Below are 14,699 nucleotides of genomic sequence, written 5' to 3'. Positions count from 1 at the left end.
TTCTTCTCTTGTGATCTAAGTATGTAGCAGACGATGTCATCCTAGTAGCCCCTTTGGTGTCATTACAGTGCTTGACACTGGAATCCATTTTTCCATCATAAGAAACGTTGATTACTTTTATACTAGCAAATTTAACTGGATGCCAGTGTCTGGGCATTGGAATAACAAAAAGAGGGCAGGGCCCTCCTTGTATATTAGATATAGGCTGAGTTATGATCGTGATAAACGTGATCGCTTGCGCAGTCGAACATTTTCACAAAACCATTCTCTAGATAGAGATTATATTCATGATGTTGATCTAATAACTCAAAGTTATCTTGTGTTTCTAAGCTGAAGTGACTTGAATCTGATAGCAATTCGTAATTTGGATTATCTATTTTACTAATGCTGCTTATTACTTTGCCATTACCATTTGATATAGCCAAACTATAACTATCACCATCCTTCATTATTTTGATGGATACCTTATCTTCAGGTAACACTATAAGCTTTTTCGTGTCACTATCGTGAATTAGAAATTTGCCATCTTTAAAGTAATACTTGTCTTCCGGCAAAGCACCAATCTTATAATCCGATGTATGCAGTTTGTTCCAAAAATCTAACACAGATTGCTTATCTGCTCCTTCTGCTCTATTATACAAGGCTTTCACATCATTATAATCTATGATTACATTTGCCTTATGCTTTCCTTCTACATCTCGATCATAGCTCTTTTCTATTTTCAAGATTGTGTCTTTCAACACTACCTGCTCTTTCTCCTCCACTGAAGCTGACCTTTTTGCCCTTGTTGGAATTTGTGGTTGATCAGACTGTATTTCACTATTGTCGTTTGATACAGTTCTCTCTTCAGCAACAACATTAGTAGTACTATGAACTTCTGTCTTAGTTTCACTTACTTGCCCTTTTGGACTTTCGGTTTGTTTCTCTTTTGTGAATATTCTCTGATAGTCCGTGTAGCCTCTGTTAGTATCGCCGATATCGCCACTGCCTTGATCGAAAGTTATTTTTTTGCTTCCATTTCCCATATTCTCAATTTCAACTTGAGGAGAAACAGATGCGAGGAAATCATTATAGCTGTAGTTATAATCAGCAGAAAAGAATATTTTTCCTTTGAAGTTATGGAAATTATTAGATAACATTCCAATTTCTTCATCAGTATCACCATCAAATAGTTTTACTTTAGTGAAATATGTTTGATCTTTTATTCTAACTATTTGACCACTCGAGTTTCTTTGTATCTGATAATCATTTGGATCATGTTTAATTGTAAAAAGTTTACCAGGGGCATATTTTTCTAAGTTTATAAGGCCCACATTTATATGTTTATGAGAATAATCTCTCTTTTCATATTCATGTGCAAATACTGGATCAATATATTTGTATTCGTCTGGTATGCTACTGTATTCTCTTCCTTCAAAATCAGATGGTGCTAATTTATATTGTCCATCTTTTTCCACCAATTTTAGGTGAGTAACATTGCCTGGCAATTGAAACCTTACGTTTTTTCCATGATCATGAATGAACAAGTTACTTTCATTTATAACTTCACCTCTTTCATTTTTCATCTCTTCAGTGATATAGAAGCCCATATTTTTGAATGCATGTAGATTTTCGCCTCCTTGCTTTACAACCGCTTCGTATACATCGTCGTCTGTTCTATCAGTCCCTTTATCATCCAATAATGTTCCTTTTTCTACGATTACGCCGCTTTCTCTTTGCTCATCAGAATATTGAGCATGCTTTGAATCCTGATGATTTAGAATTTTGGTCCCTCTAAGAAGCAGAGAATCTAAATCTTTTTGAATGTGTCCAGTGCTAGGATGCAACAATTCATTTTCATGTAAATGTGCTTCATCAAAGTATTCATCACGTTCAACTGTTCTGCCATCTATCAGAGAAGCTTTATAATGACCATTTTCTTTTGTAATAGCCATATAAGCACCACCGTCATATTGAGTATTCAAGTTGTGCAATATGTCCTCAAAAACAAAAGTTTCTTTAGTTTGACCTTCAACTTGCTTAAAAAAGCCCGATTCGCTCGACAACTCTCCAAGCTTTGTATTCCCATCATATATAGATAGTGCACCCATATCTCCGTGACCAAGAGCTTTGATAGAGAAAACTTTACCTTCTTGTAGATTAATATGAGCACCTCTGATTAGGTTTGGATCGATATTAACCATCTCTTCTAACATCTTTTCTACGTCAATGTTCTGAGTTTCTTTTACTTGTTTCAAGCCAGCGTTTATGGTTTTATCAAGCAAATCATCTTTCAGTTGTGTATATTTGTCCTGTGTAGCATTATATAATCTCTTATCTTCATTATGATAATTAGTGCTGGCTGAATTGCATTTTTCTACAAATTTCTCATAAGAGATCTCTCCTCTTTTGTATTGCTCGTATGCATCATGACGCTGTGTTTCTTCCTGTTCACGCAGGCTTTTCAACACATCATTATATTTTATATCCTTCTGCTTATCTAAGTCTTCTTTCCCATCATAGTAAGATTTTCTAAGATCTTCACCATGTTTTGATAATATCCTCAAAGCTTGCATTTTATACTCTTGACTGTTTTGATATTCATTACCTTGTTGATCAGAGTAAGTCAGCTTAACCTGCCCATCAGTAGTTTTTACTGCCTTTAAGAAATGATATTCCTTTGATATATCGAGGGTATCATTTGTTGCCCTATTAACAGCACGAGCATAATCGTAAAATGACACATGCTCTACAGCAGAGAAACTTCCAACGTTTTCTCCATCTATTTTTTCTATATTTGCTTTATAATACGATACATCTTTAATTTCTCCACCCACTATTTCTTGACCAGTTGCTATAAAATCTCCTTTTGTAACTTGCAAAGCGTTGAGATGTTCCATTGCAGTTTCTGTATCATTCTCAGCAAGCCAACTTTTGAAGTCAGCATCATGTCCTTTTATGTCTTTCAAGAAACTTTTTGATTCATCTGAGTTACCTTGACGTAAAGCATCTAGGTAGTCTCTTAATAAACTAGGATCTTTTTCCTGTAAGTACATTATCAACGCATGACCAGTTTTATACACTAAACTGTTTTCTTCACCATTGGCTGAGTATTGTAAATTTAAAATTCCACCTAGATCCAAATTTGCGGCTTCAGTTTTATCAATGCTTGACCCTTGAGCATTGAACTTGTGATCTGAATGATGTTCAAAGTAATCTGCAATTCCCTCCATTAATACTGTAGGTAGAGATTTTCCTCCTGTAGCCAAGTAAGTTAAACCATGTGCAAATTCATGCTGAAGGTTATGAACGCCACCTTGCTGATAGACATACATCTCAGCAAAAATATCAGCTTCTCCTTTGTAGTAACATTTACCACCTTCATCTCCAAGGTAAGAACCAAAACGTTCGCTTCCACCAAGGTGAGTGTAATCAGCCTTATCATCAAACACATAAATTTTGAATGTTTGTTTTGAGCTACCAGGCTCCAGCTTAAATGCATCTTTAAAATTAGTAGCTGTTTCTCTTATCTCACTTTCAATGTGAGCAACTTTACTTGCTCTTAAATTATGAGAATAAACTTCTACTTTAATATTTAAATCTTTAACTTCTATGATATGCTTGTTGTTAAAATATTCATCTTTAGATATATTTTTATTTACTTGTCGATTGATTGTCATTACTTTAACCCCTAGTTTATTAGTCTTTACAATATCAAGCATAAAGTGACTCATCTGAAAAAAACGTAAATTCTCATATTAGTATAATTTATATCTTAATAAAAAAGTATAGATAGTGAACTTAATATGTAACATTTAGAATGTGGCTAAAATTCTATAGCTAACCTTAGGTGGCTGCTAACAAGTAACGGAATTATAAATATTAAGAAATTTATCAATTTTAAAAAAGGCAAAAAAATCCCTATGTAGCGAGTTTTGACCCTATAACAATGTAAATTGGCGTTGTAATAATATGCTAACAAGCGCGATTTGGCTGAATGTAGAAAAAATAAAAAAGACATGCAGCCGCTATAATTTTTATGTAATTTGCCAATAAATATCTGAGTTTTTTACTGAATTTTTGTTGTTGAACCTGCGAGGATCAAAAACAAGGATAAGTACTCTTATTGGTATGATAAGGAAAGTGGGAAGGTTTGTCAAGGAGTTTCATTCAGCAAGAAGTCAAAAGCAAATTGACTTTCATTTCACTGAAGCACTATACTAAGGTTAAGATGGGTAATTAGCTCAGTTGGTAGAGCACTTGCTTGACGTGCAAGGGGTCGCTGGTTCGAGCCCAGTGTTACCCACGTTTTTTTGCTCATAAAAAGATTTTATATGACAGCAGTGCACAATGGCAAACACTCAATAGCAGAGTCCAAGCGCTTAATTTATTCTATAATAATAGTTGCAATAACAATGCTTATGGAAATAGCAGGTGGAATAATTTCACACTCACTTGCTCTGTTATCAGATGCAGGACATATGCTCACTGATCTTTTTGCCTTGGTTTTAAGCTGGATAGCACACAAATTTTCAGCTAAGAAATCTGATTTACAGAGGTCATATGGGTATCACAGATTACAGATAATCGCAGCATTTGTTAATGGTTTAACTCTATTTTTCATCGCAGTGGTCATTATCATTGAGTCAATAAAGAGATTTATTTTTCCAGTTGATGTTGAATGGAAAGTAATGCTAATAATTTCTACACTTGGCCTAATATCTAACATTATAGTCTTTTTTATATTACATAGTAAATGCGAAAATAATATAAACATAAAAAGTGCTGTATTGCACGTTATAGGAGATATTTTAGGTTCTGTAGCTGCTATACTTGCATCCATAATTATCATGTTTACCGGATGGCAAATAGTGGACCCTATTTTGTCAGTATTTGTCAGTGTAATAATCTTAAACAGTGGCTATAAAATTCTCAAGAATTCTTGCCATATACTCCTTGAAGGTACACCTGAGAGTGTATCTGCTGAGGAGATAAAAAGTGAGATTGTATCTAAGTTACCTGAAGTGATAGATGTGCATCATATACATGCATGGTCACTATCTGATAATTATTTTATACTTACTATGCATGCCAAGATAAAGCAAAATGGACAACACACTAATATTTTGTATGAGATAAAAAAAATACTATTAAATAGGTTCGAAATTGCGCACTCTACAGTTGAAATTGAATACGATGAGTGCGTAGACAGTAAAATACTTAAGCATTGACATCTATAGGCTATTTGTTATTACTACAATATCATAATATTATATAGAGAGTAGGCTATGATAGGTGTTTCCCAAATACAATTTCCTGGAAAGGATTCTTACAGATTAAAGACAGCAAGTTACTTCGCAGCTTTTGTTTCTTTAAGCATTTTAGTTAATCCTGCCAATGTCTTTTTATCTTTTGCCACATTGTTTTTTAGATCTGAAATAAAAACTTTTTACGTTTATAAAGACATAAAAGCTGCAAAGCAGGAAAAAATAAGTAAAAAGGAATATTGGGAAATATTTTTTAAGGATAATAAAATTAAGATAGAATCTTTCCTTTTATTTTTTGCCTCTATAACATATATAACTTTTACAACTACTTTCCTGCTTGTTTCGTTACTTGCAACAATACCACTTGCAATGATTTTAATTCTATTACAAAGTGAATTAAGGCCAAAGGATTTTAATCCATTTACGTTACTCAAAGCTGCTATTAGTTTCTTTTTAGAAGGCATAAAAGAAAACTCACGTGGGCTAGTCAATAGCTTTGATATTAAGCTTGAACATTTACTACCCCATCAATTAAATAATGATATCATTAAAAATATTGACAAATTAAAAGATAAATATACTGAACAAGTATCTGAAGACACTATTAATAATGAGGGATTTAAAGAGTTTATTGAATATATAAATCACTTACATATGCTTGATGGCCAACCATTTAGTAATGAGAATAAGGGAAAATTAGTAATGTTTTTGCAAGATTTTTGCAAAGGTAATGAGAAACATAGCTCTGGTTTCACTGGTGGACAAATTCTTCTGTTAGTTCTTAGAGCCTGCAATGATGGAGATAGAGAAGCTGTAAAAAATAAAAAAGACGCGTTGATTGCAAATTTACTAGATAGCCAAACTTTCTCTAGAAAAGAACGAATTCCTAACACATGTTTTACTGGTGTTATCTACAGAATGTTAAGTACATTAGAGGGTATTCATTCCGATCCAGAGATTAAATTTACACCACCTAGACAAATGCTCCTTACAGAAGCAGAAAATGAAGCACGTAAGTTTATGTTAGACAGGCTAAAAAATAAGAAGAACAGTAAAGAAATTCTTAGGGCTTGGCATAACGCCCAAAATAATTATGAAGATGATAAAAGTCAAAAAATAGTTGATGATTTTATTGCAGAAGTAAGTATTTCCTTAATGAGAAATTTACTGAGTTTTACTTCTCAATATAGTGAACAAATTGTGCTGACGTTAATGAAAAATATTAACTCTGTAAAGTTAAATAAATTAGAGCACTTTGCGCTGTCTCAGCACATAACAAATAAACTACAGGGGGATGGTTTAGACGATCAACTCGAAAACATCAAAGGAAAAGTCTTTTTGGAGCTTTTAAACCAAAATTTACTTAGAACAGATTTTTTTCTCAAGGACTCATCTTTAACTGAAGCTAAGAGAATAGCTAGCAAAATAATAAAAGAAGAAGTAAAAGAATTAAAATTGAAAGCCAAGAAGACTATTAAGGGTCAAGTAGACAGAATGTTAGATAGTTTAAGAATGTTACCACTAGAGAAAAGGTGTTATAGGGTATACACGGAACTGAGTAAAAATAGCAGAGACGATAAAGAAGAAATAAAGAAAATTCTGCAAGAAAAACTAGCAATCACAGAAGCAGCGATAAATAACATGTTAAAAAAAGAAGCTTCACACAGGCTAGAGATAGAGATTGAAGATATTTATAATCAAAATAAGCGCAATGTAACCACACTTTATGAAAAAATACAAGAAGTGAAGCAAAGATTCATTGAAGATGAATTTTTAATACCTCAAAAAGTAGAGAGTATAACAAGAGTAAAAATTACAATCTTAAATAAAGAAGATAAAATAATACCATCAAGCAGTTTATCTCGTAGTTTAAGTGTCAGTGATTTAACATCTCATTGCTTATAGAAACTTATGCTCTCTGCCTTGCAGAAGATTTGCAATATTTTTGTAATGCTTCAAGAAAATTAATATCGCTACAGTGAGTAGTATAAGGAATAACTCCTTTTGAAAAAAGAAAGATGCTATAACAGCTGCTGCATTAGCAGCCAAGGAAGCAAGAGAGGAGTACCGAAAGATAAAAAATACTATTAGCCAGACAAATACAAATGCTAATGCTATAGAAATGTTAAGTGCTACTAAAACTCCCAAAGTTGTTGCAACCCCCTTTCCTCCATTGAACCTTAGCCAAATAGGAAACATATGCCCTAGAACTGCTAAAATTGCAGATACATATATATAAAAATCGTTATTATCACAAAATTGTTGTGCTGTATAAACCCCGACAAATCCTTTCAAAGAGTCTAAAAATAATGCGAGGACAGCAAGTCTCTTATTTCCTGTTCTTGCAACATTTGTAGCACCAATGTTTCCTGAACCTACTTCTCTTAAATTTATACCATTTATTTTTGCAATAATTAAGCTAAACGGTATTGAACCTAGTATGTAGGATAATATAAGAATTATATATTTCTCCATTATTCTATCATCCTCTCTCTTGTCATCCCAGTGCGTGACACTGGGATCCAGCGAACTTTATTCGCAAACGAATCTAGTAGATAAATATAAAATTTTACATTAAAATATAACACTACGGTGGAACTATATGCAAAATAGATCCCAGTGTCACGCACTGGGATGACAAAAGGGAATTTTGCTATGAAAAGAAGATGGCGCTGGAATGACATCTGTTGTTGTACCTTCATATACCAGAATTTAATTAATTTTATTATTCCTTAGCCTTTTTAGATAACATTGGACTTCATTGTTAATCTGATTGCTAAACAGTATAAGTGCTATCATATTGATGAGTGCTAAACAAGAGAATAAAGCCCCACCAATATTAGCAATAGCCATTATATCTTTAGACAAACCTGACAAAAATGCAACTACCACCACCGCTATACGATATATTACTACACTTTTTACACCAAACAAATACAGCCATCCCATTTCACAACAATATACAAATGAAATTACTGAGGAAAACGCAAACAAAGGCGCAGCGATGGTTAAAAGTATAGGAAACCAAGAAGAAACTGTTTCAAATGCTTTTTGGGTGATCAATATTCCCTCGCCAATGCCAGTCTGGTATGCGCCTGTTATTACTATTGTTATTCCTGTCAAACAACAAATTAACATTGTATCAAAGCATGGTTCTATCATAGCAACTAGACCAGTCCTAACCGGCTCCTCATCTTTAGCTACAGCGTGAGTAATTGCAGCAGAACCAACACCTGCTTCACTGGCAAAAATTGCCCTTTGAATCCCAGCGACAAATGCTCCTACTACTCCACCACCAACAGCATTGAAGTCTATCATACTGGAAAACAATATTTTTAATGTATTGCTAAAATTGTGAATATTGAATGCAATAATCGTGAAACAACTCAAAATATATATGAGTGACATAATAGGCACCAGCGCAGAAGAGACTTTAGCTATTCTCCTGATTCCACCGATAATCACTAGAGCAAGTAATGTAGAAATTATGAAGGAAAGAACCCAAGGATGACTATCTATCCAGCTTGAATAGCCAGATAATATTGAAACCATTTGATTAGTCTGAAATGCTACACTTCCACCAAGACCTGACAATACAAAAAACACTGCATATATTGCAGCTATCACAATACCAAGCTTCTTAAATCCAAATTCCTCTAGTCCATTTCTTATATATTGAAAGGGACCACTGAATAACTGCTCCTGGCCTTCTGTTCTGTGTCTGAATGCTAAAGTTACTTCAGCAAACTTTGCAGACATACCAAAAAAGCCTGTGATCATCATCCAAGGTACCGCTCCTGGCCCTCCCATTGAAATTGCAATTGCAACACCAGCAACAGTTCCAAGACCTACTGTGCTTGATAGCGCGGTTACAAATGCCTGAAAATGCGTAATGTGACCATCATGATGATCTGTGTCATATTTTCCACATAAAATAGCGAACGCATGCTTAAACATCCTTATGTTGAGAAATCTAAAACGTAGTGTTAGAAATATATAACCAAAGGCCAATAAAAGAATTATAAATGGTACGTGAAAGATCTTGAAAAACAACACTTCATTCATGAAGTTGCTTACTCCATTTAATGCAGTGTCATAACTTTTATGAAAAACTGAAGCAGCGTATACATCATTAAATGGTAGGCAAAATAACACTATATAAAGCATTCTATAAATCATGTTTAATACCTTTTGTAATAAGAATCTATTGTATTTAAGACTTCCCTTCTCAGTAGATATATCGCAACAGCATTTGGAATCATAAGGCACATAAACAGGCTATCACCTAAATAAGATATAAATTCTATATTTTTTGATATACAGCTGATATACACTGAACCCACTATAAAAAACTGAAACAATATCAGTACTTTTTTGTTACCAAATAAGTACACTAGGGCAACTTCACAGTAGTAATAGTAAGCTATTATTGTGGAAAATGCAAAGGAAAACATTATCAGCGGAAGAGCTAGCTTGCTAAATAAAGGTAAGGCTGTTGAAAATGCTGAGCTAACTAACGTAATATCACCTACGGTATTAGTGATATGCATATCGGTGATAATTATCACAATACCAGTCAAAAATGAGACTAATATTGTGTCTACAAATGGTGCAATCATTGCAACACTTCCAACTTTAACTGGGTCTTTCTCTTTTACAATCGAATGTGCTATAGCTGCTGTTCCAGTACCTGCTTCATTAGCAAACACTGACCTTCTTACCCCTGCTATTAATCCACTCAATACTCCACCTCCTATAGCTGATTTGTTAAAGATATCTTGAAATATTATAGATAGAGCATTCAGTAGATTATTTCCGTTTACACAGATTAAATATATACACATGCCTATATATAACATTATCATGATCGGCCCTAAACCTGTTGCAACTAAAGCAATTCGCTTTATTCCTCCCAGTATTACAATTAATACAAATAGCGAGATAATAACAGATGTGTTGTATTCAAATAAGTTACTTGACAACGCTGCAATTTGATTTGCCTGAAATGGTATGCCGCCTAGAATCATTGCAACAAGCAGCATAACTGCGTAGATAAATGCAAGGAATTTGCCAGTCTTCATAAATCCAATCTTTGCAAGTCCATGTTCCATATAATAAAAAGCCCCACCAGTTGTGTTTTCAGAGCGATGAGTAAATGCAAGCACTACTTCAGCAAATTTTATTGACATGCCAAGTACTCCGGTAATTATCATCCAAAAAACTGCACTTGGCCCCCCTATTGTAATAGCTATTGCAACTCCTGATATTGTTCCAAGACCAACTGTTCCTGAAATTACCGTTGCAAATGCCTGAATGTGGGTGATTATGCCGTTATTATTATGGCTCTCTAGGTTGAATAGTGTTTGTATCCCATATTTGAACAACCTAAAGTTAATGAATTTGAATCGAATCGTACAAAAAACCCCAGTTGCAATTACCCAAATAATTATAAATGGTATGTTGAATATCTTTATATATAAAAAAGAGTTTAATAGATCAGTTGCTTTTACAATCATGCTGCTCACTACTTTTATATAGCTAATGAGTTTTATATGTGTAGTATATATAAAGTCCAGTGCTTATTGGAATAGTAAGTATATACAATGCGCCTAAAATTGGTAGTGTTATCCAGGGCTTGCTTATAAACAGTATGATCAATATTCCAAAAAACGACACAAATATATAGGATAGGCTTCTAGGAACATAAATGTACTTTGCAGAGAAAGTTGGAATATGACTTATCGAAAAAAATGAAATGGCCAAAAAGTAACAAGCTGTATTCTTTACGTTAAAAAATTGCTCTATAAGAAGTAAGTATTCACTCTCATGAGATTGAAAGGTAATAATTATTGGTAACAGAGCAAGTAAAGCGCATACAGGAGCTGGAACGCCGGAAAAGAAAAATTTTTTCCAGTATAATTGCTCTAAATGTAGCGAAACATTGAATCTTGCAAGTCTTATTGATATGCAGATTACATATATCATTACTAAAATCCATCCTACAACTTTAATTTCCTTTAATTTCCAAAAATATAAAAGAAAAGCAGGTGCTGAACCAAAATTTAGAAAATCTGCAAAAGAATCAAGCTGTGCTCCAAAATCGCTAGTTGATTTTAGAATTCTTGCTATTCTGCCATCCATTCCATCTATTATTGCTGCAATGATAATAAAAATTGCTGAAAATTCCCATTGTTCATTAAATGTGAATTTAAGTGAAGTAAGGCCAGCACATAAACCCAGTAAAGTTATAAAATTTGGAAATAACTTGGTAATAGGTAAGGATTTACCGTTACTTTCATCGTTATTCATACAATGTCAAAGGTAAGCTTCTCTTGTTTATTTAAATCTGCTATAACTGTCTCACCACCAATAACAGTTTGTCCTTCTGAAACTCTTACTTCTATACCAATAGGAATATAAATATTTACTCTGCTACCAAATCTTATAATTCCAAATCTTTCACCTGCTTTTACGCTCTGAGATGTCCTCAAATTACAAACAATGCGGCGTGCAATAAATCCAGCTATTTGTTCCACAATGATTTCTTTTCCCTTTTCATATTCAATCACAATAATCTGCTTTTCATTTTCATTACTGGACCTATTACTCATTGCAGAAACAAACTTGCCTTTCTTGTAGCTCATTTCCTTTATCGTACCAGATATTGGTATACGATTCACATGGACATTCAAAATGCTTAGAAATATGCTGACAAGTGTAAATTTCTTTTCTTCTTCATTCTCTTCTGATAAAGGGTAACTAACTTCTTCTATCTTTGAAATCACACCATCAGCGGGGCTTAATATAAAATCCTTATTGCTTGGTACAGCTCTTGCTGGATCACGAAAAAAATAAGTACATAATAACGTTGGAAATAAGCAGGTAATTCCAGTTCCCCAAGATATAGAGAATGCTATACACGTTACAATAAAGGAGACAATTATAAATAAATAACCTTCCTTGTTTATATTAGGCAGACCAAAACACATAACTTATTTTCGATAACTCATGATTAACAATCTATCATTTATAATTTCTCATGAAAAGCTTTTTTTCACTTCTTCACTTTTGGAATGCTTATATAAGCATTGATGGATATTAAATCTTTAATAAAAATTAAAGATTTTTAGCTGTTGTTAATATTATTTTAATAAAAAATTAACAATAATTCTTAATAATGTATGAATTATTATGTTCGTAATTTCGTATGACAAGGGAAATAGAAAAAGATGAATCTCCTTCCTTATACTCTGCAATTCGGATGGGTGATATTGAAGCTACAGAGCTGCTAATAAAGTTTGGTGCAAATGTCAATGATAATTATGAACGTAATCGTACGCCACTGCATGTTGCTATCGGGTATAAGCAGTTTGAAATAGCGAAATTGCTGATAAATAACGGAGCAAACGTTAACGCAAAAACTGGAAATCATGGCAAAGATGACTTAACACCAATGCACCTTGCAATTTTTGCAAACACGCCAGAGTTTATAGAATTGCTAGCTAGCAATGGTGCGTTAATTAATGAAAGGGAAAGCACTGAAGGACATACACCTTTTCACCTTGCTACTTTATATGGAAATAAAAGTGTAATACAAGCCTTAGTTGACAAGGGACAGAATATTGAAGATATTGATGATAATGGGCGGACAGCTTTATTTTTAGCTATTAGACAATGCACTGAAGCAAAGGATGATAGCAGAGTAGAAGTTATCGAGTATTTGATAAATAAACTCAAAGCAGACATAACGAAAAAAGATAATAATAACAACACAATACTTTTTCCTGCTGCTAATAATTGTTCTGGAAAAGTAGTGGAACTCATCATTAAACAATATATAGAAAGCTTTGGTAGAGATCGGTTGAAGAATTTTATCAACCACAAAAATAAAGCTGGAATGGATGCCTTGGATATTGCACTCAATAGTGGAAATGAAAAGGCCATTGAAGTACTTAGTTCATATGGAGCAGATATCGAGAATAAAGTAACTCCCAAGATTACTGTAGAAAAACCAAATAGTACCTTAGATGGAGCGGAAAGTATAGAAGTGGTATCCCCAATCAAACAAAAATAAAAGCAGCTCTAAATTCCTTGCTTTATTTACATTCTTTCTATAGTATAATATATTAATGTTAGAATAGGGTATGTTTGCAGGTCAAAATAATAATCAACAGCAAAATAGAAATAGAGTACAGGCTTTAATAGAAAGAGTGCAAAATGCTTACAACAACACTAATAAAATTAAAAGATTCATTAATATAGTTTTATTAGTAAGTATGATTCCTTCATTTTTTCTTCTTGTACAGCTCTCTTTGTATTTATCATTAGTAAATTATTTTTTCAAACCAAGGGAAAATGAAAAAAGATTATCAGCGTGGCCAAAAAATGTTATTAGAATAACATTAAGCATTTTTTTAATTATACACATTATTAATTCCTGTGTGCTTTTGGTACTGCCTATATTGTGCTTATGGTTGCTAAACAAATCACTCATTGAAGAAATACAGCAGTTTAACGATTTAATACAACAAATTCCAGAGGAAGAAAGGCCTATTTTCTTTCAAGATTTAGCAGCCATTCCTTTTATGGCACAAACTACTCATGACCCAAGTGCAGTTGCTAGTATAAACTTGAGTGTTGATAGACTCATAGAAAAGTATAAAGAGAATTTAAGCAAAGATGAATTCTATGTACAGCTAAATAGAGGCAACACAACCGACATTGAAGAGTACATCAAACAGTCAAATGAATTTACAGAAGACGATAAATCTCATGCACTTGAATGCTTAAGATTTATCAATAGAACGGGAGATAATTTTAAAGACAATCATAGTGAGTTAACACTAAAGCAAGCAGCTATTTTATGTTGGAAAGCCTGCAATGATAGAAATACAGGGACAGAAAATCAAAGAATTCCTTTGAGTGATGCAGGCATAAAAAATAGAAAGGATATGTTTGTAAAGGGTCTTGTAGACGCTGCAACAACTTATGGTAATCAAGGTCAAAGTTGTGTAGGTGGAACATACAATAAATTATTTGAGTCTTTATCTGGCTTACATCCATCAGTGGTTATTACACTCGACGGAGAAGAGGCTAGAGAAATGATAAAAGAAACGATCACACAAAAATTCCCCGAAATGGCCAGAGCCAATTTCACCAATTTCTCTGGAACAGAACAAGAAAGGATCCGTAGCGAGTTGCCAGAGTTATCATCTGAAACAGTAAGGTATATTATGACTACGCATTCAGCTCTTGAGAGAAGGTGTCAAGAGTTCAGCAATAGATTAAACAATGATAAAAAGAATGAAATATTAGAAGAGTGTATGAGCAACTTATCCTATGTTAAATTGGAAAATCTAAGTGGAAGGAAAAGGTAAATTGTATTTGATTGTAGCCATTTATCTTGAAATATGAAGCAGAGTTTGTATGATTATTTGAACCTAAGTTTATGTA

Annotated in this window: 10 protein-coding genes and 1 tRNA gene; 5 read left to right on the top strand and 6 right to left on the bottom strand. The window is 33.4% G+C overall.

Features of this window, described 5'->3' with window-relative positions; genetic code table 11:
• Positions 1-194 precede the first annotated feature (194 nt).
• On the bottom strand, positions 195-3,701 hold the full coding sequence (locus OUY_RS02545) for a peptidase M2 (RefSeq protein ID WP_246038626.1): 3,507 nt from the start codon (positions 3,699-3,701) through the stop codon (positions 195-197).
• A gap of 511 nt (positions 3,702-4,212) precedes the next feature.
• On the opposite strand from OUY_RS02545, the gene OUY_RS02535 reads away from it, so the two are divergent.
• The 3 genes from OUY_RS02535 to OUY_RS02525 all read left to right on the top strand — a co-directional run bounded on the left by OUY_RS02535 (position 4,213) and on the right by OUY_RS02525 (position 7,151).
• Positions 4,213-4,285, top strand: a tRNA-Val gene (locus OUY_RS02535).
• 28 nt (positions 4,286-4,313) lie between these two features.
• Positions 4,314-5,210 carry a cation diffusion facilitator family transporter gene (locus OUY_RS02530; RefSeq protein WP_010404467.1) on the top strand — a complete coding sequence of 299 codons (897 nt, stop codon included), beginning with the start codon at positions 4,314-4,316 and terminating at the stop codon, positions 5,208-5,210.
• Between the two features lie 57 nt (positions 5,211-5,267).
• Positions 5,268-7,151: a hypothetical protein gene (locus OUY_RS02525; RefSeq protein ID WP_139686604.1), complete on the top strand. Its 1,884-nt coding sequence runs from the start codon at positions 5,268-5,270 to the stop codon at positions 7,149-7,151.
• Here the strand turns inward: OUY_RS02525 and plsY are convergent.
• The 5 genes from plsY to OUY_RS02500 all read right to left on the bottom strand — a co-directional run bounded on the left by plsY (position 7,146) and on the right by OUY_RS02500 (position 12,235).
• Complete coding sequence (gene plsY / locus OUY_RS02520; protein WP_029237657.1) at positions 7,146-7,721, bottom strand: glycerol-3-phosphate 1-O-acyltransferase PlsY; 576 nt, start codon at positions 7,719-7,721, stop codon at positions 7,146-7,148. The two genes, OUY_RS02525 and plsY, sit on opposite strands and share 6 nt — an antisense overlap.
• Positions 7,722-7,958: 237 nt before the next feature.
• Positions 7,959-9,425 carry an alanine/glycine:cation symporter family protein gene (locus OUY_RS02515; protein WP_139686603.1) on the bottom strand — a complete coding sequence of 489 codons (1,467 nt, stop codon included), beginning with the start codon at positions 9,423-9,425 and terminating at the stop codon, positions 7,959-7,961.
• A 2-nt stretch (positions 9,426-9,427) separates the two neighbouring features.
• Entirely contained in the window at positions 9,428-10,762 is a 1,335-nt protein-coding gene (locus OUY_RS02510; RefSeq protein WP_010404445.1) for an alanine/glycine:cation symporter family protein, read from the bottom strand.
• Between the two features lie 22 nt (positions 10,763-10,784).
• Positions 10,785-11,555 (bottom strand): CDP-alcohol phosphatidyltransferase family protein, encoded by a 771-nt coding sequence (locus OUY_RS02505; protein WP_010404443.1) that lies wholly within the window; start codon positions 11,553-11,555, stop codon positions 10,785-10,787.
• Positions 11,552-12,235: a phosphatidylserine decarboxylase gene (locus OUY_RS02500; protein ID WP_010404440.1), complete on the bottom strand. Its 684-nt coding sequence runs from the start codon at positions 12,233-12,235 to the stop codon at positions 11,552-11,554. Before OUY_RS02500 ends, OUY_RS02505 begins: the two co-directional genes overlap by 4 nt.
• Positions 12,236-12,453: 218 nt before the next feature.
• Between OUY_RS02500 and OUY_RS02495 the strand changes: the two genes are divergently transcribed.
• Entirely contained in the window at positions 12,454-13,320 is an 867-nt protein-coding gene (locus OUY_RS02495) for an ankyrin repeat domain-containing protein (protein WP_139686602.1), read from the top strand.
• A gap of 70 nt (positions 13,321-13,390) precedes the next feature.
• On the top strand, positions 13,391-14,623 hold the full coding sequence (locus OUY_RS02490; RefSeq protein WP_010404437.1) for a hypothetical protein: 1,233 nt from the start codon (positions 13,391-13,393) through the stop codon (positions 14,621-14,623).
• The last annotated feature ends 76 nt before the right edge of the window (positions 14,624-14,699 follow it).

The sequence above is a fragment of the Wolbachia endosymbiont of Leptopilina clavipes genome, assembly GCF_006334525.1.
Taxonomy (GTDB): domain Bacteria; phylum Pseudomonadota; class Alphaproteobacteria; order Rickettsiales; family Anaplasmataceae; genus Wolbachia.
Note: the sequence above shows the minus strand (reverse complement) of the source record. Positions and strands in the feature narration are given on the sequence as shown.

Coding starts and splice junctions, on each gene's coding strand:
- OUY_RS02545 (WP_246038626.1), bottom strand. CDS start 3,701: ATGCTTGATATTGTAAAGACTAATAAACTAGGGGTTAAAGTAATGACA.
- OUY_RS02530 (WP_010404467.1), top strand. CDS start 4,314: ATGACAGCAGTGCACAATGGCAAACACTCAATAGCAGAGTCCAAGCGC.
- OUY_RS02525 (WP_139686604.1), top strand. CDS start 5,268: ATGATAGGTGTTTCCCAAATACAATTTCCTGGAAAGGATTCTTACAGA.
- plsY (WP_029237657.1), bottom strand. CDS start 7,721: ATGGAGAAATATATAATTCTTATATTATCCTACATACTAGGTTCAATA.
- OUY_RS02515 (WP_139686603.1), bottom strand. CDS start 9,425: ATGATTTATAGAATGCTTTATATAGTGTTATTTTGCCTACCATTTAAT.
- OUY_RS02510 (WP_010404445.1), bottom strand. CDS start 10,762: ATGATTGTAAAAGCAACTGATCTATTAAACTCTTTTTTATATATAAAG.
- OUY_RS02505 (WP_010404443.1), bottom strand. CDS start 11,555: ATGAATAACGATGAAAGTAACGGTAAATCCTTACCTATTACCAAGTTA.
- OUY_RS02500 (WP_010404440.1), bottom strand. CDS start 12,235: ATGTGTTTTGGTCTGCCTAATATAAACAAGGAAGGTTATTTATTTATA.
- OUY_RS02495 (WP_139686602.1), top strand. CDS start 12,454: ATGACAAGGGAAATAGAAAAAGATGAATCTCCTTCCTTATACTCTGCA.
- OUY_RS02490 (WP_010404437.1), top strand. CDS start 13,391: ATGTTTGCAGGTCAAAATAATAATCAACAGCAAAATAGAAATAGAGTA.